General features: G+C 66.9%; 22 protein-coding genes. 11 read left to right on the top strand and 11 right to left on the bottom strand.

Translation table 11 applies throughout. The features are described from left to right. Positions 1 to 19: 19 nt before the first annotated feature. Entirely contained in the window at positions 20 to 2,137 is a 2,118-nt protein-coding gene (locus QXZ94_RS03775; protein WP_315719300.1) for an OmpA family protein, read from the top strand. 12 nt (positions 2,138 to 2,149) lie between these two features. Beyond that, entirely contained in the window at positions 2,150 to 3,784 is a 1,635-nt protein-coding gene (locus QXZ94_RS03770; protein WP_315719299.1) for a cell envelope biogenesis protein TolA, read from the top strand. Here QXZ94_RS03770 and QXZ94_RS03765 read toward each other — a convergent pair. The 3 genes from QXZ94_RS03765 to QXZ94_RS03755 form a co-directional block, all read right to left on the bottom strand. After that, a protein-coding gene (locus QXZ94_RS03765) for an IS5 family transposase (RefSeq protein ID WP_315719298.1) occupies positions 3,781 to 4,544 on the bottom strand; the annotation gives its coding sequence in 2 pieces (ribosomal slippage) (positions 3,781 to 4,206 and positions 4,209 to 4,544; 762 coding nt in all). The two genes, QXZ94_RS03770 and QXZ94_RS03765, sit on opposite strands and share 4 nt — an antisense overlap. A 97-nt stretch (positions 4,545 to 4,641) precedes the next feature. Further along, positions 4,642 to 6,225: an MDR family MFS transporter gene (locus QXZ94_RS03760; RefSeq protein WP_315719297.1), complete on the bottom strand. Its 1,584-nt coding sequence runs from the start codon at positions 6,223 to 6,225 to the stop codon at positions 4,642 to 4,644. Positions 6,226 to 6,404: 179 nt separating this feature from the next. Then, positions 6,405 to 6,917, bottom strand: coding sequence for a YcgN family cysteine cluster protein (locus QXZ94_RS03755; protein ID WP_315719296.1), 513 nt, complete (start codon positions 6,915 to 6,917; stop codon positions 6,405 to 6,407). Positions 6,918 to 7,267: 350 nt separating this feature from the next. Between QXZ94_RS03755 and QXZ94_RS03750 the strand changes: the two genes are divergently transcribed. From QXZ94_RS03750 to QXZ94_RS03730, 5 genes are all read left to right on the top strand, one after another. Continuing rightward, positions 7,268 to 9,547, top strand: a complete 2,280-nt coding sequence (locus tag QXZ94_RS03750; RefSeq protein ID WP_315719295.1) for a PBP1A family penicillin-binding protein — start codon at positions 7,268 to 7,270, stop codon at positions 9,545 to 9,547. 15 nt (positions 9,548 to 9,562) lie between these two features. Beyond that, the gene (locus QXZ94_RS03745) at positions 9,563 to 10,144 is read left to right on the top strand and encodes a DUF1214 domain-containing protein (protein ID WP_315719294.1); all 582 of its coding nucleotides are present in this window, start codon (positions 9,563 to 9,565) and stop codon (positions 10,142 to 10,144) included. Continuing rightward, entirely contained in the window at positions 10,141 to 10,725 is a 585-nt protein-coding gene (locus QXZ94_RS03740; protein WP_315719293.1) for a DUF1254 domain-containing protein, read from the top strand. Before QXZ94_RS03745 ends, QXZ94_RS03740 begins: the two co-directional genes overlap by 4 nt. A 119-nt stretch (positions 10,726 to 10,844) precedes the next feature. Beyond that, the gene (locus QXZ94_RS03735; RefSeq protein ID WP_315719292.1) at positions 10,845 to 11,348 is read left to right on the top strand and encodes a CYTH domain-containing protein; all 504 of its coding nucleotides are present in this window, start codon (positions 10,845 to 10,847) and stop codon (positions 11,346 to 11,348) included. Positions 11,349 to 11,454: 106 nt separating this feature from the next. Continuing rightward, positions 11,455 to 12,945 carry an acetyl-CoA hydrolase/transferase family protein gene (locus QXZ94_RS03730; RefSeq protein WP_315719291.1) on the top strand — a complete coding sequence of 497 codons (1,491 nt, stop codon included), beginning with the start codon at positions 11,455 to 11,457 and terminating at the stop codon, positions 12,943 to 12,945. On the opposite strand, the gene QXZ94_RS03725 is transcribed toward QXZ94_RS03730, so the two are convergent. Then, positions 12,923 to 13,780 carry an MBL fold metallo-hydrolase gene (locus tag QXZ94_RS03725; RefSeq protein WP_315719290.1) on the bottom strand — a complete coding sequence of 286 codons (858 nt, stop codon included), beginning with the start codon at positions 13,778 to 13,780 and terminating at the stop codon, positions 12,923 to 12,925. The two genes, QXZ94_RS03730 and QXZ94_RS03725, sit on opposite strands and share 23 nt — an antisense overlap. A gap of 102 nt (positions 13,781 to 13,882) precedes the next feature. Here QXZ94_RS03725 and QXZ94_RS03720 point away from each other — a divergent pair, with 102 nt between their 5' ends. Further along, entirely contained in the window at positions 13,883 to 14,779 is an 897-nt protein-coding gene (locus QXZ94_RS03720; RefSeq protein WP_315726075.1) for a LysR family transcriptional regulator, read from the top strand. Here QXZ94_RS03720 and QXZ94_RS03715 read toward each other — a convergent pair. Then, positions 14,776 to 15,525, bottom strand: a complete 750-nt coding sequence (locus QXZ94_RS03715; protein WP_315726073.1) for a hypothetical protein — start codon at positions 15,523 to 15,525, stop codon at positions 14,776 to 14,778. The two genes, QXZ94_RS03720 and QXZ94_RS03715, sit on opposite strands and share 4 nt — an antisense overlap. 29 nt (positions 15,526 to 15,554) lie before the next feature. Beyond that, positions 15,555 to 15,743, bottom strand: coding sequence for a hypothetical protein (locus QXZ94_RS03710; protein WP_172112141.1), 189 nt, complete (start codon positions 15,741 to 15,743; stop codon positions 15,555 to 15,557). Positions 15,744 to 16,139: 396 nt separating this feature from the next. Between QXZ94_RS03710 and QXZ94_RS03705 the strand changes: the two genes are divergently transcribed. After that, positions 16,140 to 17,105 (top strand): DUF2336 domain-containing protein, encoded by a 966-nt coding sequence (locus QXZ94_RS03705; RefSeq protein ID WP_315719289.1) that lies wholly within the window; start codon positions 16,140 to 16,142, stop codon positions 17,103 to 17,105. A gap of 4 nt (positions 17,106 to 17,109) precedes the next feature. Here the strand turns inward: QXZ94_RS03705 and QXZ94_RS03700 are convergent, their stop codons facing one another. Genes QXZ94_RS03700 through QXZ94_RS03690 form a run of 3 tightly spaced genes read right to left on the bottom strand, consistent with a single transcriptional unit; the run spans position 17,110 to position 19,962 of the window. Further along, positions 17,110 to 17,460 (bottom strand): DUF1491 family protein, encoded by a 351-nt coding sequence (locus QXZ94_RS03700; RefSeq protein ID WP_172112139.1) that lies wholly within the window; start codon positions 17,458 to 17,460, stop codon positions 17,110 to 17,112. A gap of 50 nt (positions 17,461 to 17,510) precedes the next feature. Further along, a complete protein-coding gene (locus QXZ94_RS03695; RefSeq protein WP_315719288.1) occupies positions 17,511 to 18,209 on the bottom strand; it encodes a peptidoglycan-binding domain-containing protein in 699 nt (232 codons plus the stop codon). After that, entirely contained in the window at positions 18,202 to 19,962 is a 1,761-nt protein-coding gene (locus QXZ94_RS03690) for a PAS domain-containing sensor histidine kinase (protein WP_315719287.1), read from the bottom strand. The genes QXZ94_RS03695 and QXZ94_RS03690 overlap by 8 nt, the downstream gene beginning before the upstream one ends. 464 nt (positions 19,963 to 20,426) lie before the next feature. Between QXZ94_RS03690 and QXZ94_RS03685 the strand changes: the two genes are divergently transcribed. Next, complete coding sequence (locus tag QXZ94_RS03685; protein WP_315719286.1) at positions 20,427 to 20,888, top strand: DUF5330 domain-containing protein; 462 nt, start codon at positions 20,427 to 20,429, stop codon at positions 20,886 to 20,888. 74 nt (positions 20,889 to 20,962) lie between these two features. Beyond that, entirely contained in the window at positions 20,963 to 21,388 is a 426-nt protein-coding gene (locus QXZ94_RS03680) for a SufE family protein (protein ID WP_315719285.1), read from the top strand. A 10-nt stretch (positions 21,389 to 21,398) separates the two neighbouring features. On the opposite strand, the gene QXZ94_RS03675 is transcribed toward QXZ94_RS03680, so the two are convergent. After that, the gene (locus QXZ94_RS03675) at positions 21,399 to 21,815 is read right to left on the bottom strand and encodes a MucR family transcriptional regulator (RefSeq protein WP_006614570.1); all 417 of its coding nucleotides are present in this window, start codon (positions 21,813 to 21,815) and stop codon (positions 21,399 to 21,401) included. A gap of 201 nt (positions 21,816 to 22,016) precedes the next feature. Beyond that, entirely contained in the window at positions 22,017 to 22,937 is a 921-nt protein-coding gene (locus QXZ94_RS03670) for a hypothetical protein (protein ID WP_315719284.1), read from the bottom strand. Between the last annotated feature and the right edge of the window lie 304 nt (positions 22,938 to 23,241).

Here is a 23,241-nt window from a genome sequence, read left to right as displayed (position 1 = left end):
GGGAAACAGGGGCTCTCACATGCATCAACCATCGAAATGGTGGACGGGACTGATCGCCGTGGCCGTGCTGTGGCTCGTCGCCATCGGCTTCAAGACAACGAGTGTCGAAGAGGATATTGCACCGCGAGCGCGCGCTGCGGTCGCGGCCGCCGCACCCGATACCGCCACGGCGCTGAAGGTCTCCGTCGCCGGGCGCGATGTTCGCATCGAAGGACCGGAGTTCGGGGCCGACCAGTCCGACCGGCTGGAGGAGGCGGCAGCCGTGGACGGCGTGCGGCTGGTCGACGGCAGCTACGACAAGCTGCCGTCACCGAAGCCCTACGCATTCCGGGCTGCCCGAAACGCGACGCAGCTGGTGCTCGAAGGCGGCGTGCCGACACCGGCCGCGCGCGATGCACTGCTCAAGGCGGCCCGGGCTGCGTCGGCCGGCGAGGTCGTCGACCGGCTCGGCTATGCGCTGGGTGCTCCGACCGACTACGCCACCATCGCGGCGCATGGCCTGGCGCAGGCCGGCAAGCTCAATGGCGGCACGTTCTCGCTCGCGGACAAGGCCTACTCGATTGCGGGCGCCGCGGCATCTTCGGACATCTATGAGGCGGCGATCGCCGCGACGCGACAGCTGCCCGGCGGCGCCGTGCTCGACAAGGTGGCGATTCTTCCGCCGGAGGCGAAGCCCTTCATCTGGAGCGCGGTGCGCGACGGCAAATCGGTCGTGATGTCCGGCGTCGTTCCGACCGACGAGATCCGGCGCGCGCTCGAAGCGGCCGCGGCCAAAGCGTCGCCTGGCACGCCGGTGATGCATCACATGCAGATCGCGCGTGGTGCGCCGGCGGGCGATTTCAACGCCTACACCGCCTACGCGCTGGCCGAGCTGGCTCGGCTGACCACCGGTCGCGTCATCATTTCCGACGCGACCTACACGATTGCGGGCGAGGCGCCCTCCTCCGCCGCCTATGACGAGGCGATGGCGGCCGTCGGCAAGCTGCCCGCGGGCCTGACCTTGGCGAAAGCCGACATCCTGCCGCCGGAGATCAAACCCTATCGCTGGTCGGCAGAGTTCGACGGCACCGGCCTGAGCCTTTCGGGTCTCGCGCCCAGCACGGCCGCACGCGAGGCGATCCTGGGCGCGGCGGGCGGACAATTCGACGGCAAGCCGATCAAGGGCGAGATCGGCATCGCACGCGGGGCGCCCGACGGCGACGTGGCGAAGGCGGGCGCGGGTCTGCTGCAGCAGCTCGCCAGGCTTGCGAAGGGGCGCGCCGAGATCAACGACACGAAGGTCTCGATCAGCGGCGTCGGGCTTGCCAACGTCACCGGCGCCTCGGTGCGTGAGACGCTGGCCGGCGCGCTGCCCGCGCCGTTTGCGCTCGCGGCCGTCGACGTGCGCGACGGCCCGGTCTCGCCCTACGCATTCGCCCTGCAGAAGCAGGACGGCCGCGTCCGGCTGAGCGGCTACGTCCCCGACGACGCGGCGCGCCGCGATCTCGTCGGCGCGGCCAATGCGGCCTTCTTCACCGAGACGGTCGAGGACGGGCTGAAGATCGCGGACGGCGCGCCCAACGATTTCGTCAAGTCGCTGAAGGCGACGTTTCCGGCGCTGGCGCGGCTGTGGTCGGGATCGCTGACCGCGAAGGACGCGACCATCTCGATCGACGCGCTCGCCATCTACGACAAGTCCGCAGAGCAGGTGCGCAAAGAGCTTGCCGACGCGGCCGGCGATCTCAAGCTCGATGCGGTCAAGATCGGGGTCAAGCCCGAGAGCCCGCCTCTGCCCGTCGCAGAATGCCAGCCGGCGTTCGAAGGCCTGCTCGCCAAGGGCCGGATCCGCTTCAGCACCGGGAGCGCCGAGCTCAGCCGCGAGTCGCTGGCGCTGCTCGATCACATCGTCGACGTGGCGCAGCGCTGCAAGGAGGCGGAGATCGCGATCGAAGGCCACACCGACAATGTCGGCAGCGAAGAGGACAACATGGACCTCTCGAAGCGGCGCGCGGCGGCGGTGGTCAGCTATATCAGCGAGGCCGGCATCGACACCTCGCGCATGACCTCGGAAGGCTACGGCCAGACCAAGCCGGTCGTCACCAACGACACGCCTGAAGGCCGCGCGCAGAACCGCCGCATCGAATTCGTCGTGAAGTGAGGCGCTGACATCATGATGTACGACCTGACGACGTTCCTGTTCTGGATCCTCCTCGCGCTCGTGATCGGCGGCGTCGTCGGCTGGAGCACCTGGTCGAATGCCAAGCGCCCCGACTGGCTGCGGAGCTGGCTGTTGCCGGCCACGCTGGCCTTCGCGATCGGCGCGCTGATGGCGATGCTGAGCGTGCTGCCCGGCCGCGCCGGACTATGGCTCGAGGTCGCGCTGCTGATGGTCGGCGCCTATGTGCTCGGCTGCCTGGCCGGCGGCCAGCTGAAGGAATATGCCGGGCTGGGTGACACCAGCGCGATGTCGCCGGGAGGCCCTGGAAACAGCGTCGCCTTCGCCGGCGCGACCGCGGCGGCGAGACCTTGGGCCGACAGCCCATCGCCGGCTGCGCAAGTCGCGGCCAGCATCGAGGCTGATCGCCTCGCTGCCGAAGCCGCCGCAAAGGCCGAGGCCGATCGCCTGGCCGCGGAAGCTGCCGCGAAGGCCGAGGCCGATCGCCTCGCTGCCGAAGCCGCCGCAAAGGCCGAGGCCGATCGCCTCGCTGCGGAAGCTGCCGCAAAGGCCGAGGCCGATCGCCTCGCCGCGGAAGCTGCCGCAAAGGCCGAGGCCGATCGCCTCGCCGCAGAAGCCGCAGCGACGGCCGAGGCTGATCGTCTGGCCGCGGAAGCTGCCGCGAAGGCCGAGGCCGATCGCCTCGCTGCCGAAGCCGCAGCGAAGGCCGAGGCCGAGCGGCTTGCCGCAGAAACGGTCGCGACAGCAGAAGCGGAGGCCGCCCGCCTGGCGGCCGAGGCCACCGCGAAGGCCGAAGCCGAACGTCTGGCCGCAGAAGCCGCGGCGAATGCCGAGGCTGATCGCCTGGCCGCGGAAGTCGCCACCGTCGTCGCGGAGCCTGCGGAATCGGCCGCTGCCGAGGATGGCCGTCCGCCGGCCCTGCCCGCTCCCGACGGCGCTGCTGACGATCTCAAGCTGATCAAGGGCATCGGGCCGAAGAACGAGGCCATCCTCAACGACATCGGCGTACATCATTTCAGCCAGATTGCGGATTGGTCGCCGGCCCATGCCGGCTGGGTCGGCCATCACATGGCGTTCCCCGGCCGCATCGAGCGCGAGCATTGGATCGCGCAGGCCAAGCTGCTCGCAGCCGGAGTCGATACCGTGCATTCGACCGCGGTGAAGTCGGGCGCGCTCACGATCGACGAGCGGGCCGACGCGCCCCTGACCGAGCATGAGGCGAACGATCTCATGGCGCAGCTGCCCACGCTGATGCCGTCGGTCGAGAACGAGGAGGCCCACGCCGGCAGCCGGCCGCTCGGCCTGGCGTCCCCGCGCGGCGGGCAAGCCGACGATCTCAAGCTGATCAAGGGCATCGGCAAGCAGAACGAGGCGCGGCTGCATGGCCTCGGCATCTGGCACTTCGCGCAGATCGCAGCGTGGAGCGCCGATCACGCCAAATGGGTCGGCTCCTATCTGGCGTTCGCCGGCCGGATCGAGCGCGAGCAATGGGTCTCGCAGGCGAAGGAGCTGGCGAGCGGCGGCAGCACCGAGTTCGCCCGCCGCGTCGAGGCCGGACTCGTCAAGTCATCGCTCGACGACGGCTCGCATGGCCAAGACAATGTCGAGGTGGTGCAGCCGCGAGACTAGGGCGTGGACTCATAAGCCCTGGCCCAGAGGCGGGTTGAGCCGAGTGCGACTGCCGCGAGAAAGTTGCGAGCGAGCTTGTCGAAACGGGTCGCGATGCGCCTGAAATGCTTGAGCTTGCAGAAGAAGCGCTCAACCAGATTTCGCTTGCGATAGATGCGGCGGCTGACGGAGCGTTGGACCACTCGCTGGCTGGTGGAGGGAATATGAGCCCTAGCTCCGTGGGCTCTGATCATGTGCAGGAGGGCATCGGCGTCGTAACCACGGTCGGCCACAACATCACGGCATTTGAGCCCTTGGAGCAGAAATGGCGCAGCACGCAGATCGTGGGCCTGCCCCGGGGTTAGCATCAGCCGGACCGGCAGTCCGTTCTCGTCGACGACCGCATTGATCTTGGTGCTCAGTCCTCCACGAGAACGGCCAATGGCGTGATCCTCGCCCCCTTTTTACCCCCAGCGGCGTGCTGATGGGCGCGGACGATAGAACTGTCGATCAGCGCCATCGACTGCGGCGAGCGAGCTGCCAACACCTCGAAGATCTGGACCCAAACGCCTGCCTTGGCCCAGCGGTTAAAGCGGTTATAGACCGTCGTGTAAGGGCCATAGCGTTCCGGAAGATCTCGCCAGGGCGAGCCTGTCCGCAGCACATAGAAGATGCCGTTGAGAACCCGCCGGTCGTCGACCCGACCGACACCGCGCGGCTTATTCGGCAGCAAGGGCTTGATCAAAGCCCATTCTCGATCGCTCAGGTCAAACCGCGCCATTTCACCCCCCCAAATCACCTAAGGGGAGTGAATCACCGTCCGTCAGCTAACGGAATCCATTTATGAGTACAGAACCTAGACGGATGCCTGCGGAGCCCTATTCGGCCAGCTCGATCGTCTTGTCGCGCGACGGCCCCGCGAGCGGACGCTCCTCCATCAGGATCATGCTGACCGCGGCAACGGCCAGCATCACGGTGGCCGCGCCATAGACGTAGCGGAAGGCATGGATCATGTCCGCTTCGGCGATGCCGCTGACCGCGCCATGAGCGCCTTCGACGAGCGAGACGTCCGTCCCCAGCGCCATCAGCAGGATGGCGCTGAAGGCCGCAACGGCGAAAGATGACATCATCGAGCGGAAGAAGTTCATGGCCCCGGTGATGGTGCCGATCTGGGCGCGATCCACGGCGTTCTGCAGCGACACCACCGAGATCGGGAACGCCGTTCCGAGGCCGATGCCGAACACGCAGAGCAACAGCAGCAGCCCCCATAGCGACGGCGTCGTCACGGTCATCGCGACCGAGGCGATGGTGCCGATGATGGTCCCGGCGATGGCGACACGCTTGTAGTGCTTGACCCGGGCCATCGTCCGGCCGGCAAGCGCGGCGCCAAAGGTCGAGATCGCCGCCAGCGGAATGAGGCCGAGCCCGGCCTGGCTCGGCGTCAGGTGATAGACCACCTCGTAATAGAGCGGCAAATGGACCGTCAGGCCGATCATGGCGCCGAGCGCGCAGCCGCCGGCGAGCATGCCGTAGGGCACGACCGTGCCGCCGATCAGCGCCAGCGGCAGGAACGGCTCGTCCGCCCGCCTGGCGTGCCAGACGAAGGCGAGCCCGAGCGCCACGGCGCTGCCGATCATCGCCAGGATGGTCGGCGACAGCCAGGCCAGCTTGTGGCCGCCCCAGGTCAGCACCAGCATGAACACGACGGCCGAGGCCATCAGCAGGAGGCCGCCGGCCCAGTCGACCTTGCGCAGCCGGTGAAAGACCGGCAGCCGGCCCATCTTGGGCAGCAGCAGCGCCAGCGCCGCGACCGCCAGCGGAACGTTGATCCAGAAGATCATCGACCAGTGCAGATGATCGGCGAAGAAGCCGCCGATCACGGGCCCGAGCAGGCCGGCCAGCAGCCAGACGCCGCTGAAATAGGCCTGATATTGGCCGCGCTCGCGCGGGCTGACCACGTCGGAGATCACGGTTTGCACGACCGGCATGATGCCGCCGCCGCCGAGCCCCTGCAGGCCGCGAGCGAGGATCAGCACCGGCATGCTCGGGGCGAGCGCGCACAGCACGGAGCCGGCCACGAACAGGCTGAGCGCCGCAATGATCATCGAACGCCGGCCATAGATGTCGCACAGCGTGCCGAATACCGGCGCCACCGCGGTGGAAGCGAGGAGGTAGGCGGTAATGACCCAGGAGAGATTGGTGACGTCCTGAAACTCGCGGCCGATGGTCGGCAGCGCCGTCGCGACGATGGTCTGGTCGAGCGCGGCCAGGAACATCGTCAGCAGCAGGCTCATCAGGATGGTGCGCACCTCGGCCGGGGTCAGCGGCACCGGTGGCGCCATCGCAGGCGCATCCTCGATCGCCTGCACCTGCGGCGGGATCGCCGGCAGCTCGGCGGCAATCTCTTCAGGCAAGGATTGGGACACGGCAGGGTAATGGCTCTGCCGATCAAACTTGTTCATGGGAATATTGCTGTGCCGGGCGCGACGCATGCCGCGCGGATTCGCTGAGTAGCGAACTACTTAAGGCATAATTTTCCCTTGTGGCAGCGGGTCCGGCGCATGGGTGCATCCCGACAGCGCCAGACCCGTCGCGCCGAATTGAATTGCTGCGAGCGCGAAGTGATCGACGCCGACAGCGTCTATTTCGGCCGGCGCTTGAGCTTGGCCCGCCTCGGCAGCAGCACCGGCCATTGCACGATGTGGTCCTCGAGCTGATCGTCCGGAACGTCGTCCTCGGTGCCCTCGACCCGGCCGCGCACCGAGACGCCGGCTTCATGCACCGTCTGAGGATCGCCCGAAATCAGCGGATGCCACCAATAGAGATCGCGTCCTTCGGCCACCAGGCGGTAGCCGCAGCTCGGCGGCAGCCAGGTCAGGGTGCGCACGTTCTCAGGCGTCAGGCGCACGCAATCCGAGACTTGGGCGGAGCGGTTCGGATAGTCCTTGCAGGCACATAGGCCGGCATCCAGAAGCTTGCAGGAAATGTGGGTGAAGTAGATGTCGCCGGTATCCTCGTCCTCGAGCTTCTCCAGGCAGCAGCGTCCGCAGCCGTCGCACAGGCTCTCCCATTCCGCCTCCGACATCTCCTCCAAGGTCTTGGTTTTCCAGAACAATCCCTCCTGGCCCGAGGGACGTTTGAGCGGTGCTGTCATGGTTCGAATCCCATCGGGGGGCGGCGTGGCTGCCATCTAGGTGCCCGGCCCCGAGCGGCGCAAGGGCCTCGCGTCGGCGGCAGCGCCACGTTAGCTTTGTGCATCAAATTGTGAGCGGAACCATTGGTTTGTGCCCCCCGCTCGGCTAGATAGGTGAGTGAGTCACTGCGGCGCCGGCAACGCGGCTTGGGTGCAGGCATCTCCGGTCGAGATGCCCGAAACTCAGCAGTGCCAACTTTGCGGTGCCTTGGGTTTGCCGCAACAATCGCGCAAGACCCTTCGATGGCCCAGCCCGCGTGCTGAGTGCTTTCGAAGCCCGCTGACACGCTTTCGAAACGACCAGGGTTCCCGTGCGGCAGATCATTCCAGACGATTGGAAGAAGCGGATCAACAATTTCCGCCTGGATCTCGACGCCCGTTTCGATTCGGCGCTGTTCTCCTCGCTGCGTGGCACCCGCGAACTCTACGAGCGCTATTCGGCCTTCATGGACCGCTTCTATGTCGGCGGCTGGAAGCGCTGGGTGTTCGTCGAGCCGTTGTCGGAGGCGGCCACGATTGGCCTTGGCGGTCTGGTGCTGATGCTGGCGCTCGCGATCCCCGCATTCCGGGAGACTGCCGACGAGGACTGGCTGAAGAAGTCCGACCTCGCCGTCACCTTCCTCGACCGCTACGGCAACCCGATCGGCAGCCGCGGCATCAAGCACAACGACTCGATCCCGCTGGAAGACTTTCCGGACAACCTGATCAAGGCGACGCTCGCCACCGAGGACCGCCGCTTCTACGACCATTTCGGCATCGACATCGCCGGCACCGCGCGCGCCCTTGTCACCAACGCCCAGGCTGGCGGCGTCCGCCAGGGCGGCTCCTCGATCAGCCAGCAGCTCGCCAAGAACCTGTTCCTTTCGAACGAGCGCACCATCGAACGCAAGGTCAACGAGGCGTTCCTGGCGATCTGGCTCGAAACCCGGCTAACCAAGAACGAGATCCTCAAGCTCTATCTCGACCGCGCCTATATGGGCGGCGGCACCTTCGGCGTCGACGGCGCGGCGCATTTCTACTTCAACAAGTCGGTGCGCGACATCAACCTGTCGGAGGCGGCGATGCTGGCCGGCCTGTTCAAGGCCCCGACCAAGTTCGCCCCGCACATCAACCTGCCCGCCGCCCGCGCCCGCGCCAACGTCGTGCTCGACAACCTGGTCGACGCCGGCTTCATGACCGAGGGTCAAGTGTTCGGCGCCCGCCGCAACCCGGCCTTCGCCGTCGACCGCCGCGACGAGAGCTCGCCCAACTACTTCCTCGACTATGCCTTCGACGAGATGCGCAAGCTGGTCGACACGTTCCCGAAGTCCTACACCGAGCGCGTGTTCGTGGTGCGGACCTCGATCGACATGAACGTGCAGCACGCCGCGGACGAGGCGATCGAAAATCAGCTGCGCCAGTTCGGCCGCGACTATCACGCGACCCAGGCTGCGACCGTGGTCTCCGATCTCGACGGCGGCATCCGCGCGATGGTCGGCGGCCGCGATTACGGCGCCAGCCAGTTCAACCGGGCGACCGACGCCTATCGGCAACCCGGCTCGTCGTTCAAGCCCTACGTCTACACCACCGCCTTGCTGAACGGCTACAAGCCGACCTCGATCGTGGTCGACGGCCCGGTCTGCATCGGCAATTGGTGCCCTCAGAATTATGGCCATTCCTATTCCGGCTCGGTGACGCTGACCCAGGCGATCACGCGCTCGATCAACGTCGTTCCGGTGAAGCTGTCGATCGCGCTCGGCGGCAAGGACGGCCCGAAGGCCGGCCGCGCCAAGATCGTCGAAGTCGCCCGCCGTTTCGGCCTCAAGGCACCGCTGCCCGACACTCCTTCGATGCCGATCGGCTCGGACGAAGTGACGGTGCTGGAGCACGCCGTCGCCTATGCGACCTTCCCCAACAAGGGCAAGGCGGTGACGCCGCACTCCGTGCTGGAAGTCCGCACCGGCGCCGGGGATCTGGTCTGGCGCTGGGACCGCGACGGGCCGAAGCCGAAGCAGGCCATTCCCGCGTCCGTCGCCGCCGATATGGCGGGCATGATGAGCCACGTCGTCAGCGAGGGTACCGCGCGGCGTGCCGCGCTCGACGGCATTCCGACCGCCGGCAAGACCGGCACCACCAATGCCTATCGCGACGCCTGGTTCGTCGGCTACACGGGTAACTTCACCTGTGCGGTGTGGTACGGCAATGACGACTATTCGCCGACCAACCGCATGACCGGCGGCTCGCTGCCTGCACAGACTTGGCACGACATCATGCTCGCCGCGCATCAGGGCGTCGAAGTCAAGGAGCTGCCCGGCGTCGGCATGGGCGAGAAGCTGCCGCAGGCGGCGAATGCGGCCATGGCGCAGGCCGGCCAGCCGAAGACGCTCGAGATCAAGCCGGGACCGCCGCCGATCCTGACCCGCCGTGGCGCCGAGGTCCTGGTCCAGGTCGAAAAGATGCTCGACGACGCCGCGCGCGTCGCGGAGAAGGCCGCGCCCGCCGACCCACGCAAGCCGGGCAAGCCGGTGTCGTCCAGCGCGCTGGCTTTCCCCGAGAACTACGCCTCGGCGACGGCCGATGGCGTGGCCGCCCCTGCCCTGCGCAAGAACTGACGACAGCGATTTCCCGTGCGGCTGCTCTTCATCACCTTGGTCACGCTCCTGATCGCCACCGGCGTCGGCATCGGCGCGACCTGGATGACCACGACGCGCGGCACCGAATTCGGCACGCTCACGATCGGCGCCTGGACCGCGCGGCCGAAGACCGGCACGGCCGACGTCGACCCCTACGCGCGCGCCACCATCACCCGCAATGGCGAGCTGCCGATCGGCACCGGCGACGGCGTCGCCTTCACCGCCACCACGGACGACAAGAAGAAGCCGCTCGACGGCCGCTGCGACATTCTCGTCAGCGGCGTCACGCCGCCGGCCCGGTTCTGGACGCTCACGCTGTACGACCGCAAGGGCCATCTCGTCGCCAACTCGCTACAGCGCTACGGCTTCACCAGCCAGGAGCTGGTGCGCGGCGCCGACGGCTCGTTCGAAATTCGCGTGGCCGCGCGCTCGCGTGCCGGCAACTGGCTGCCGACCGGCGGCATCGAGCGCTATGCGCTGATGCTCCGGCTCTACGACACGCCGGTGGGCGTCGCGACCCGCACCCAGCGTGATGCACCGATGCCCTCGATCTCGACCGTGGGCTGTCCATCATGATCCGGCTGTTGTTCACCGTGGTCGTCGGCGTGCTGCTCGGCGGCGTGGTCCACCTCGTCAGCGTGCTGGCGCTGCCGCGGATCTCGACGCAGGACGCCTATTCGCGGCTGACGCCGATGACCAAGCTCAATGCGGTCACGCCGCTGCCGCTCGCCGACCCCGGCAACTCGCCGATGCCGTTCATGGACCCGGCCTTCGCGATGGCGATCTGCCGCTACGATCTGTCCGAGGGCCCGCTCAAGCTCACGGTCCCCGTCAGCCAGGCCTATACGTCGGTGTCGTTCTACACGCGCAACGAGATCGCCTATTACGCCATCAATGATCGCTCCGCGGGCAAGCGCGTCATCGAGCTCGACCTGATGACCGAAACCCAGCACGAGGATCTGCCCGAGGACGAAGAGGTCACGGCTGCCGACCGGCTCATCATCGATTCGCCGACGACGACCGGCTTGATCGTCCTGAAGGCGCTGGCCGCCGAGCCGGGCCTCATGCCGCAGGCGCAGGCCACCCTTGCGGCAGCCAGTTGCGGCTTGCAGGCCGAGACGCCGGCAAAGTCGGAGAAGCCGCGGGGCAAGCGGTAGGGCGCTACGAAGCGCTTGGATGAATTCGACAATGCTCTCTTCATCCTTCGTGGCATAGTAGTCGTCTCGCGCCGCTGCTATGACGTAACAGGACGTCGGAGCTTCGCTAACATCAGGTCATGCCCCTCGAAATCGAACGGAAGTTTCTCGTCAGGACCGATGCCTGGCGGGATCAGACGACGCACTCCGAACTGCTGCGCGACGGCCTCGTCGCACGTCAGGACGGACTCAAGGTTCGCGTTCGCTGCTACGGCAACCGCACGACGCTTTGCGTGAAGAGCGCCCGTCGCGGCCTGACGCGGGACGAGTTCGAATACGAGATTCCTGCCGATCATGCGGAGGCCATCTTCGCGCATTGCGAGGGGCGCATCCTCGAGAAGACGCGTCACTACGTGCCGGGAGACAGCGGCATCTGGGAGGTCGACGTCTACCACGGCGCACTCGAAGGCGTCGTCATCGCGGAGATTGAGGTGCCGTCCGAGACGACGAGCGTGACGCTTCCCGATTGGGTCGGCGACGAGGTCACCGGCGATCTGCGCTACAGCAAGGCCAACATGCTGACGGAGCGCTCCCGTGCGGCGACGGTGCGGGAGCTGCGACGCGCCCGTCTTGCAGGCCTGTGATGCGCAGGGTGCGCCGATTGACCCGTGTCAAACCGCCCCGGCAAAGCCCATCTTAAACAGCGCGGGCTTTGGCGGGTCGAAACGGTCCGCGCATGGAGTTGGCGGAATGAGCTCATCACAGGTGATGTCGCAGGCGCTGCGCGCCAAGATCATGTCGGCGGATGATGCCGCCGCGCTGGTCGAGCCCGGCAGCCACGTCGGCATGAGCGGCTTCACCGGCTCGGGCTATCCCAAGGCGGTGCCGATGGCGCTGGCGCGCCGCATCGAAGCCGCGCATGCGCGCGGCGAGCCGTTCCGCATCGGCGTGTGGACCGGCGCATCGACGGCGCCCGAGCTCGACGGTGCGCTCGCCAAGGCCAATGGCATCGATCTGCGCCTGCCCTATCAGTCCGATCCGACGACGCGCCAGCGCATCAATGCCGGCAGCATCGAGTACATCGACCTGCATCTCAGCCATGTCGCGCAATTCGTGTGGTTCGGCTTCCTTGGTCATCTCGACGTCGCCGTCATCGAATGCGCCGGCATCCTGCCCGATGGGCGGCTGATCCCCTCGACCTCGATCGGCAACAACAAGACCTGGCTCGACCAGGCCGACCGCGTCATCATCGAGGTCAATTCGTGGATGAACCCGGCGCTGCTCGGCATGCACGATGTCTATTACGGCACGCGGCTGCCGCCGCATCGCACGCCGATCCCGATCGTCGCGGCCGGCGACCGCATCGGCGAGACCACCTATCGCTGCAATCCCGACAAGGTCATCGCCATCGTCGAGACCCATGCGCCGGATCGCAACACGACCTTCGCACCGCCGGACGATGTCTCACGCGCGATCGCCGGTCACATCCTGGAGTTCTTCGCGCACGAGGTGAAGCAGGGCCGCCTGCCGCGCAATCTGCTGCCGCTTCAGTCCGGCGTCGGCAATGTCGCCAATGCCGTCATGGCCGGGCTCGACGAAGGTCCCTTCCCGCATCTGACCGCCTACACCGAGGTCCTGCAGGACGGCATGCTCAATCTCATCCGGTCGGGGCGGATGGATCTCGCTTCCGCCACCGCACTCTCGCTGAGTTCGGAGGCTGCGCTCGAGTTCAACCGCGAGATCGAGTTCCTGCGCGACCGCATCGTGCTCAGGCCGCAGGAGATCTCCAACCATCCCGAGGTGATCCGAAGGCTCGGCGTCATCGCGATGAACGGCCTGATCGAGGCCGACATCTATGGCAACGTCAATTCGACCCATGTCCGCGGCAGCAGCATCATGAACGGCATCGGCGGCTCCGGCGACTTCGCCCGCAACGCCTATCTGTCGATCTTCATGACGCCATCGACGGCCAAGAACGGCACGATCTCCAGCATCGTGCCGATGGTGACGCATGTCGACCACACCGAGCACGACGTTCAGATCCTGGTGACCGAACGCGGCCTCGCCGATTTGCGCGGCCTGTCGCCGAAGCAGCGCGCCCGCATCATCATCGAGAAGGCCGCGCATCCGCGCTTCCGCCCGGCCCTGGCTGACTATTTCGAGCGCGCTTGTCGCGATGCGACCGGCAAGCACACGCCGCATCTGCTCGAGGAGGCGTTCAACGTCGTTCGGCCGGATTGAGAGAGGCGGGCCGCAGACCGCAGCGGCACTTCTCGTAGTCGACGGGATCGTGGCTGTTCACGATCGTGACCTGGTCGCCATGATCGCATTTGAGGCGCCGCAGCCGCGCCTGGTTGGCCATGCGCGTCGCACGATCCAGGTCACCCTTGCGCTGAAACAGGCCGAGCAGCAGCGGCATGCGCGGCCGCGCGTCGAGCTGGCCGTGGAAGAAATAAGCGTCGCCCGCGTGCAGCAGCCACGTGTCGCCCCGACGCACGGCAATGCCGCAATGTCCGGGCGTGTGGCCGGGCAGCGGAATGACCAGGATATCGCCGCTGTGCTCGACGGCCGCGCGAACGCCACGGAAGCCGAACCAGTCCTCGCCATCATCGTCGTAGATCTGCCAGTCGGGGCGATGTCGCCATTGACCCGTCACGTAGCGGCCGCGCGGCGGTGGCGGAGCCCCGTCGACGGCCATCGCGTGCTCCGCACGATGAACGTGCACCTTGGCCTTCGGGAAGTCGCCGATGCCGCCGGCGTGATCACGGTCGAGGTGGGTCAGCAGGATGTGCCTCACATCGTCGGGCGAGAACCCCAGCGCCCTCACCTGCTGCAGCGCCGTTTCAGCCAGATCGAGTTGCGGCGCGGCCTGCCTCACCCAGCGCGGACCCAATCTTGCGGGATCGGCGATGTCGGCGCTGCCGATGCCGGTATCGACCAGCACCAGCCCGTCTTCGTCCTCGATCAGCAGGCAATGGCAGACCAGCCGGGCGCGTGCAAACAGGCCGCCGCTGCCGCTGACCAGCCGGCCTCCTCGCGGACACATCGTGCCGGTGTTGATGTGGTGGACGCGCATCGATCTCCTCCCAGGCTTCAGCTGCAACATCCTGCGCATGCTTGCGTGCGGGCTTGCGATAAGTAAAATATTGTTCTGTGATACCTGGGATAGGCTGTGCCTATGGATATCCGCGAGCTTCGCTACTTCTCCGCCGTGTTCGAGGAACGCAGCCTGACCCGGGCCGCGGCGCGGTGCTACGTCTCGCAGCCGTCGATCTCGCTGGCGATCGCCAATCTCGAGACCGAGCTCGGCGCCGAGCTGTTCCTGCGTCACCGCAAGGGCGTCGTGCCGCTGGAAGCAGCCGAACGTCTGCAGCCGATCGCGCGCCGGATCGTCGACGAGGCCGACGCGGCCCGCAACCTGTTCCGGCATGGCGCACCCAGGCAGGTGCTCAAGCTCGGCCTGATGCGCACCCTTGACGGCCGCCGTGTGACGGCGCTGCTCAAGCCACTCACGGCGCGCGAGGATCTCAGGCTGCACATCGTCGGTCCGACCGAACGGGCCGACGCGCGCATCGTCGCGAGAAGCCTTGCCGGCGACGCCGAGCATTTCCTGTCGCTGTGGAGCGAGCGCTACGTCGCGGCCCTGCCCCTCGCACATCCGCTCACCTTGAAGCCGCGCCTGCGCGCGGCCGATCTCGCCGACGTCGCGATGATCGACCGCTGTCATTGCGAGCACGGCGTGCTGGCCGGCCGCAGCAGCAAGCCGCGCGAGATCGCCGCCATCGCCGAGACGGAAGATTGGGCCCTGGCGCTGGTTGCCGCCGGCGTCGGCGTGGCGATCGTTCCCGAAGGCGTGGTCCAGGACAGACGCGACGTTGCCGTCCGCGAGATCGAGATGACGTTGAAACGTCAGGTCGGACTGGCTTACCCGGCCTCACGCGCGCCGACCGAGGCGCTGAGGACGCTGATCGCGACGCTGAGAGCGTCGGCGCTGCAGAGGCCACGCGGGGCGACAAGACCGCCGAAACGAGCACCGGCCAAGCCGGGCCGGCGTCGCAAGGTCGCGCCGGGCTAGCCCCGCGTCGTCAGCGGCCGCTCGATCAAGGGCCGCGCAGCCACCGGCGGATTGGCGGTCTGCGAGGCCAGCTCGGTGATCAGGCGATCGGCCTCGGCGGCCATCCCGTCGGGCGCCTGCAGCACTAGGCGCTCCAGCGCCCAGCGATAGGACGAGACGCGCTGCTCCAGGCTGATCTGCACCCATTGCACGATCAGCGAATTCTCCTGCATGCGCGCGACCGCGTCGGCCTTCTCGCGGGGCGAGAGCTCCGTCATGTATTTCATGCTGGCGTCGCGCTTGCGGTCGAGATCGATGACGCGGATCGCGGAGGCGAAGAACGGCTCGAAGCGCGTGATGTCGTCACGCACGTCGTCGATCAGCTGCGCATAGCGCGAGGCATGCGAGCGATGCGGCTCGTCGATCAGGGCGCGACCATAGGCGGTGCGGTCGAACGCCACCTTCTGGCGCCACGGCGACGGTGACGGCTGATAGTCGCCGAACACCGCCTTCCAGGCGGGGCGCGAATGCGGCGGCTCGATCAGCGGATAAGCGAGGTCGCGCAGCTGGCGCTCATTGTCGGTCAGCTGGAACTGCGATGGCCTGACGCCGACGCTGGCCGTGGCCTCCGCCCCGATCCATTTGTGCATGTCGTCGTTGCGCATGTCGGCGCGCGTGCGGCCGAAATCCCCGCCGCTGCAGGCGCCGAGCAGCCCGCCTGCGATCAACAATGTCAAGATCGGCGCGGCACGCCGGACCGGAAGCATCATGGCCGGCATTCCCATTCCCCTGAATGTCAGCGGCGACGGCGGCGGCGGCTTGGAGCTGCGCCCTCGCGGGGGCCGCGATCGTCGGTCGTGCTCTCGCGCTCGATCCGAACGACGGGAAGAATCAGGATCGTTCCCATGCCCTCCTGCGGCGCGCCGGTCGCGGCAGGCCGCGCGCGACGCGCAACATCCGCCGGGAATTCAATGATGGTCGCCATGTCTACTCTCTTTCGTGCCCGAAGTTCTTACCCCCTCAAACTCCCCATCGCCCGAACTTCGCAGGCAAGAGAGCACGCAAAACTGACGATCACGGATGCCCATCGCAACGACAGACGAAGCGGCATCCAACGCGGCGAGGATCAGGCCGGCGGCGTGACGAGGCCAAGGCGAGATCATCGAACGGATCGATTAAGATCAGGACGTGGTTAAGAGGATATTAATGCGCCGCACCGGAACACGGATGACGTGCATTCGCGCGGGAAATGGCAAGCCGGCGTTGCGCCTTTGTCTCACCGGGAAAATTCGGCCGATCTTCACCGATTGTTTTCCTTAACGGCCCATTAAAACAGTTGGTCTCTAATCGGCGCAACGATTGCCGAAGTTGCGTACCCGACATGACAAGATCATCGCTGTTCCCCGGCTTCGACGGGCTGCTGACGCTCTCGCGCCGCGAGGGCGTCGACATCAGGCCGACCCTGCTGCGCGTCCTGACCGATCTCTACGTTCAAGCGAGCACACATTCTGCGGACGAGGAGCGGCAGTTCGTCGAGCTGGTTTCTCGACTGGTCGATGACGTCGACGACACGACGCGTGCCGCCGTGCGCGCACGCCTCGCCATCTATCCGGGCACGCCGATCGAGATCCTGGACAAGCTCGGGCTGCGGCCGGCGCAGGATGCGCCGATGCCGCCGCTCGCAGGCCTCATTCCGCCTGCGCTCCGCCCGCCATCAGCCAAGGCGCCAGCGCGGGACGCTTCGGCCGCCGCAGGACTGGCGATGCAGCCGAAGGATGCGGCCGAGCTCGCTGAGATGTTCCTGCGCGCCGGTGCGAAGGAGCGCATCGCGATCCTGGAGAATCTGGCGACGGCGCCGCTCAAGCCTGCCGCGCCGACGCCGCAGCATCGCGCGGCGCAGGCCATCGAGGCGCTGGAGATGGCCGCCTTCAACGCCGACGCCGAGACCTTCACCATCGAGATCGGCGAAAGCCTGATCCTGCCCGCGCGCATCACCCAGGATGTCATGAACGACGAGAGCGGCGAGCTGCTCGCCTGCGCCGCCAAGGCGCTGGGCATGCCGGCGCCGGTGTTCGAGCGCGTGCTGCTGTTCCTCAAGCCGGAGATGGGCCAGTCGGTCCACACGGTGTTTCGGCTGTCCCGCTTCTACGAGCGCCTCAGCGAGCGCGCGGCACTGATCATGCTGGCGGCTTGGCGCGGCTCGGCCATGGCGGCGATCCGGGCGAAGCATCGCACCGCGCTGTACGACGACGAACGCCAGCACGTCCGGGGCAGCACCGCGCGGGTCGGCACGACGGGCTCGTCGAAGCCGATCGTGCGCACCGGGACCGACGGCTTCAAGCGGTGACGCCTCAAGGCTGCTCGCGCGCGAGATCGAGGAAGTGGCGGCCCTGCTTGTCCTCGGTCTCGACGATCCAGGCATCGGGGTCGAAGCGCAGCTCCTTGCGGAGACGCTCGTCGACCTCGAATTCAGCGATCGGCTGCGGCCAGGCGGAAACGAAGAGACGTTCGAATGGCCGGCTGTCGTCGTAGACGGCTTGCGGCGCCGGGACGTAGAGCTGGGCCGTGCGATCCATCAGCGCGACCTTGATGAAGACCGCGCCGGCCTCCTCCGCACCGCGGTGGCTGATCGCGCCGAACACGCCGGCCGACTGGCAGCGGCGCAGGTAGGCGCTGACCCAGATGCTCGTCTTCAGTCGCATGATGCTCAGGCCAGATGAAAGCGCGCTGCAAGGGCAGCCGACGGCCTGCTCTATTCGATCGGGTGACCGATGACAATTGCAAGCTCGCGGACCAGCCGATCCGACACCTGCCCCGTCACCGGCAGCTTGCGCTCGCGCTCGAACTTCTGGATCGCGGTCTGGGTGTCGGAGCCGATCATTCCCGTCGGCTTCAATTGACCGTAGCCATATTCGGTCAGCGCACGCTGAACCGCGGCGACACGGCGCGCATTGCCGCCCTGCTGCGTCGGCTGCGGACGCGGCGTGTTGCTCTGGCCGCCGCTGACGGACCTGACGAGATCAGCCAGCGGGTCGGCATATTTCTGATCCGGACGCGCATCGGCCGCACGCGGCTCGGTCACCCGCGGCTCGGTGGCGCGCGTCTCCGGCGGCCGGGTCTCGATCACTTTCGGATCGAACGGAGAAATGCCGGCGTCCAGTGGCCGTGGCCGCGGCAGCGGATTGGAACTGGCTAGCACCGGCGGAATGGTGACGATGGAACCGAACATCGGCGCCGGGTGCGGCCCCGATTGCAGGAACACCGCGTTGACGATGATCGCGCTTCCGGCAGCGCAGGCCAGCAGGCCGGCAAGCAGATCCTTCGGGCTGTAGAGCATCGCGCGCATCAGCCAGCCGCGCTCGTCGGCCGCGTCGACGACGGCGGCAGCCGCAGTGGCGCGCTTGCGACGGCGCGGCGGCGCCGGATCATCGTCTGCAACTCGTCTAGGCACTCTTCTTCACCTGGATCATCTGCCCCGGCTGGGCCGACCGCGAGGGCGACAGCGGCGTGATCGTGGCGCCCGTCGCCTCGGCGACGAAATTGATCGGCAGCGCGACCGAGACCGTCGTCCCCTCGTCGAGCTTGCTTTCTATCGACATTTCGCCGCCGTGCAAGTTCACGAGGCTCTTGACAATCGAGAGACCGAGTCCGGTTCCCTCATGCCGACGCTGATAGGTCTTGCCCGCCTGGAAGAACGGATCGCCGATCCGCTTGAGATCGTCGGCGGCGATGCCGACTCCATTGTCGGTGATTCGCATCAGCAGACGCTGACCATCGACGCCGGCGGACACCGTGACCCGGCCGCCACGCTCGGTGAACTTGATGGCGTTGGAGACGAGGTTGAGCACGATCTGCTTGAAGGCGCGCGGATCGCCGGTGATGACGGGCAGATCATGCGGCGCATCGGCCGACAGATCGACACCGTTCTCGCGCGCACGCAGGGCCAGCAGGTTGCAGCAATTGAACAGCGCGGCGCGCGGCGCGAACGGCTCCGGCGTGATTTCGAAATTGCCGGATTCCATCTTCGACATGTCGAGGATGCCGTTCACCACCGACAACAGGTGCTGGCCGGAATCGTTGATGAGTTGCGCGTATTCGCGACGCCGGGCCGCGTTCAACACCAGCACCTGCTCCTGCATCAGCATTTCCGAGAAGCCAATGATCGCGTTCAGCGGCGTGCGCAGCTCGTGGCTCATGGTGGCGAGGAACCGCGTCTTGGCCGCGTCGGCGCGCTCCGCCGCGTTGCGCGCCAGCTCGAGCGCCTGCTCCTGCAGCTTGCGATCGGTGACGTCGCGCATCACCGCGACCACCTCCTGCTCCGATCCAGCAGGCGTCAGGCCCGCGCGATCGAGCGGCCGGCAGCGCATCTCGACCCAGATGAAGTCGCCCGGATGCTGCGCTCCGCGAACCTCGCCCGCCCCATCGCGCCGCAGGCGGAACTCGACGCTCGACGCCTCGCTGCCACCGGCCGCCTCGGAGAGCGCCGTGAGATAGGCCGGACGGTCTGCGACGTGCACGCGTTCGAACAGGCCATGCCCCTGCAGCTGGGCAACCGACGCTCCGAGCAACGTCTCGGCAGCAGGAGAGATGAACATGACGGCGCCGTTGCGGCGGTGACGGGAGATCACGTCGCTCATGTTGCGCGCGAGCAGACGATAGCGCTCCTCCTCCATCGACAGCAGCGTCACGCTGGTGCGCGCGAGCGTGTCGGCGGCGAAGGCCAGCACGGCGGCGTAGAGCGTGGCGGAGGCGACGCCGAAGGCGAGCAGGCCGGTGCGAAGCGCCGGATTCGTCTCCGGCTTCGGCAGCCAGCCGAGATGACCGATCAGGATCAGCAGCAACGCGCAGGACAGCGCAAGCGCGGCGGAGAACACGACGACGCGGCGCGAGGCGGAGAACGCGGCCTCCAGAGGAACGACGATCAGCCACACCGCGGCGAAGGACTCGATGCCGCCGGTCTCGACCGACACGGCCATGATCAGCGCCGACAGCGCCAGCGACGACAGCGCGCAGGCGCTCTCGTAGCGGCCGGTGCGCGACAGATACCAGGACAGCAGGATCGGCGCGATCAGCCAGGCCAGCGCGCCGACCTCGAGTGCGCTCGGAGCGCCGCGCATCGCGAGATAGGCCGGGAACACGGCGAAGGCGGCAAGGCTGCCGAGCAGGCGCGGCGCGATGAAGGCGCGATGGCGCGCGCGCGTCATCGCATCAGTTCGAGCCGATGGATGCAGCAACGCATCAAGACTATCGCGGATGATACTCAACACACTCACGGCTCTCGCGCCTCGGCCTGTCGGTCGTTCTCAGCAAAGAGAGAGAACGCGCCGGGACGCCCCCTGTCGTCGGTAGTCACCGTGTCAGACTCGCATTAAGCGAACGCTAAGGGCCTGACTGCGGCGACGAGCCCATTCGGCAGGGATGGTGAATGCATCGTTTCCAGCCGCGCCCTCGGTTGCGAAAGCGTCGCGATCTACAGCCGGTTGCAAGCGGCATTCGTTGCGCGCCAACCAAAAATTTACGCCGAAAAAAGTTCGAGGGTCCGGTTCGGGAATTCTCAACCAATTAAGCCCAATGCAAGCAGTCGCGACGTAGAACAAAAGCAGCTGCGATCCCGGTTGCGCGATTCAGGGACAGAACGCGGGATCAGCAGCACGGTCGGGGTTGCGTGATGTTCTTTCTGCTTCGGATGGCATTCTGGCTCGGGCTCGTGCTTGTGCTGCTGCCGCGTGAAAAGAGCCCTGACACGGACAAGCTGCCGCAGATCAATGCGCACGAAGCGGTGCAGGCCGCGACCGCTGCCGTCTCCGACATGAGCCAGTTCTGCAAGCGCCAGCCGCAGGCCTGCGAGGTCGGCGGCCAGGCCGCGACCGTGATCGGTCACCGCGCCCAGGAAGGCGCCCGCAAGATCTATCAGATCATCACCGACAAGCCGGAGGCGGCCGAGAAGCCGAGTGCGGCGGACAAGCTCATCGGCCCGGTGAAGCCCGCCAGCCTCGACAAGCGCGGCAACGATCATACCGGCTCGATCGACGCCCCCGTGCTCGAGGAGGTTCCCACCAGCGAAGCGCCGGTCGATACGCTTTCGGCCGACGATCTCACGGCCGAATGGCAGTTGCCGCCGACGCCTTGATCGCGCGGGAACCGGCTGTCGCTTTCGTCGCGCCGAACCCCTATATGAGGGTTCGGACGGGACCGAAGAGCATCATGACAATCGACGAGATTCGCGACAATTTTGCCCTGCTGGACGATTGGGACGACCGCTACCGCTACGTCATCGAGCTCGGCCGCACGCTGGCGCCGATGCCTGAGGACGAGCACTCCGCAGTCAACAAGGTCCAAGGCTGCGCCAGCCAGGTCTGGCTCTCCAAGCATGCCGATCACAGTGGCGCCGTTCCGGTGCTGAACTATCTCGGCGACAGCGACGCGCACATCGTCCGCGGCCTGATCGCGATCCTGCTGACGCTGTATTCCGGCCGCACGCCGCAGGAGATCCTGACCATCGATGCGCCCGCGGTGTTCGACGAGCTCGGATTCCGCGAGCATCTCACGCCCCAGCGCTCCAACGGCCTGCGCTCGATGGTCGAGCGCATCCGCTCGGACGCGCGCGAAGCGCTCACTGCGGCGTCCTGACCGGTCTCAGCTACTTCTCGCGCTCGGGGCGCTGCTGCCCCAGGCCCATCTTCTTGGCGAGCTGCGAGCGGGTCACCGCGTAGTTCGGCGCCACCATCGGATAGTCCGGCGGCAGGTTCCATTTGTCGCGGTACTGCTCCGGCGTCATGTTGTACTGCGTGCGCAGATGCCGCCGCAGCGACTTGAAGCGCTTGCCGTCCTCGAGACAGACCAGATAGTCCGGATGGATCGACTTCTTCACCGGCACCGCCGGGCGGGCCGGCTCGGGTGCAGGCTCGCTCCGTCCGGCCGCGACCCGGGTCAGCGCCGCATGCACCTGGCTGATGAGGGATGGAATCTCGGCCGCAGGCGTCGGGTTGTTGCTCAGATAGGCCGAGACGATGTCGGCGGTCAGATCGATAAAGCTCTTGCCGGCCCCTTCGGTCATCGAAAACCCACCCCGCCCCCAACCACTGACTTTCCGTCGCAAGTATCACCCAAACCGGGTGAACGCGTCATCTGTCATTTCTCCAAGCAATATGGGCGAATGACTGGCAAAATGACAATAAGGTGAGGACTTCTTCTTGAGAAGTCTGCCCTCACCTCAGTACTGTGTACCGTATGCCAGTCTTCCGGATCGCCAAGCGCGTCAGGCGCGGCCTTCGAGGTGCGTGCGCAGCTCGTCGATCGATGCAAAACGCATCATCCCTTCCGGCATCTGCGCTTCGATCGAGCCATCCGAATAGAGCGAGTAGGCCATCCCGTCGACGACCCCCGACTTGATGATGGTCGCTGCCGGCGGATCCATGTCCTGCGGCTCGGGAGCCGGTGTCGGCTCGGGCTCCACGAAGGCCGGCGCGGCGCGCGCCAGCCGGCGAGGGAACGGCGGCCGCAGCGATTCGGAGGGGCGCGCCCGCTCGGGCCGCGACCAGCTGTCCTCCAGACCCGGAGAAGCGGGCTCGGACGCCGGCTCATCGAGCGGCATGGCGGGCGGCTCGCTGAGGGGCGGCGACCGAAAATCCGTCGGCATCGGCTCGGCCGCGCGCTTTTCGGCGCGCTCACGCTCACGTCGCGACGACGAGGCGAACAGCAGGTTGCGCCGCGGCCGCTCGGCGGGCTCCGCAGCCGGCTCGTCCATCTCCGGCTCAGGGAGGGGATTGCGCAAGGACGCGGGCAACGGAGGCGACAGCGGTGCGGAGGTCGACGACAAGGGCGAGGACAGGTCCGGCATCCGCGGCCGGGGCCGCGGTGAGCCGCCCTCACGCCACATATCTTCTGCGGGCGGGACCGGAGACGAGTCGAGCTCGGCCTTGCTGCCGGCGCCCGGCAGTTGCAGGGTCCTGACCTCGGTCTCCGCTGCGGTGCGCGTTCGCAGCCGGTGGGAAATGACCTTCAGCTCGCTCAGGAGCGCCGAAAGCCCAAACAGGATGAGCCCGCTGCACACGCCGAGAGTTCCCGACAGGATCAGCGTGTTGCCCACGCTGAACTCCTTCACCGGAATTCCCCAAGCGATCGCTCCAAGCCCGGCCAGAACGGCCAAGGCTCCAGCGGCCAACATAGCACTCATCATTCGAACCCATCCCCTAATGCGTCGGTTCCGGACGGCGTCCTACCGATATCACACTAGTTAGCTGCGGATGCCCCGCGTCCCTTGAATCCCGGTTCTAGTCGAAATCCGCGACAATTTGCAGCAGAAGTTCGGCCGGAGCCGTTTCCCTCCCCGGCAGAGAAGCTCAACGCGCCACGATCAAGCCACATTCGCTCCCGCCAACCCACGGAACCGTCTCGGGTTCCTCCGGGTTCTTGCGGGGTCTCCCGGTTCAGGACGCGTTCATGTCACTGTGCCAATATGGCGCCAAGCAGCCGAAAATCGG

Source organism: Bradyrhizobium sp. SZCCHNS2022 (assembly GCF_032377575.1).
Lineage (GTDB): Bacteria > Pseudomonadota > Alphaproteobacteria > Rhizobiales > Xanthobacteraceae > Bradyrhizobium > Bradyrhizobium aeschynomenes.
Note: the sequence above shows the minus strand (reverse complement) of the source record. Positions and strands in the feature narration are given on the sequence as shown.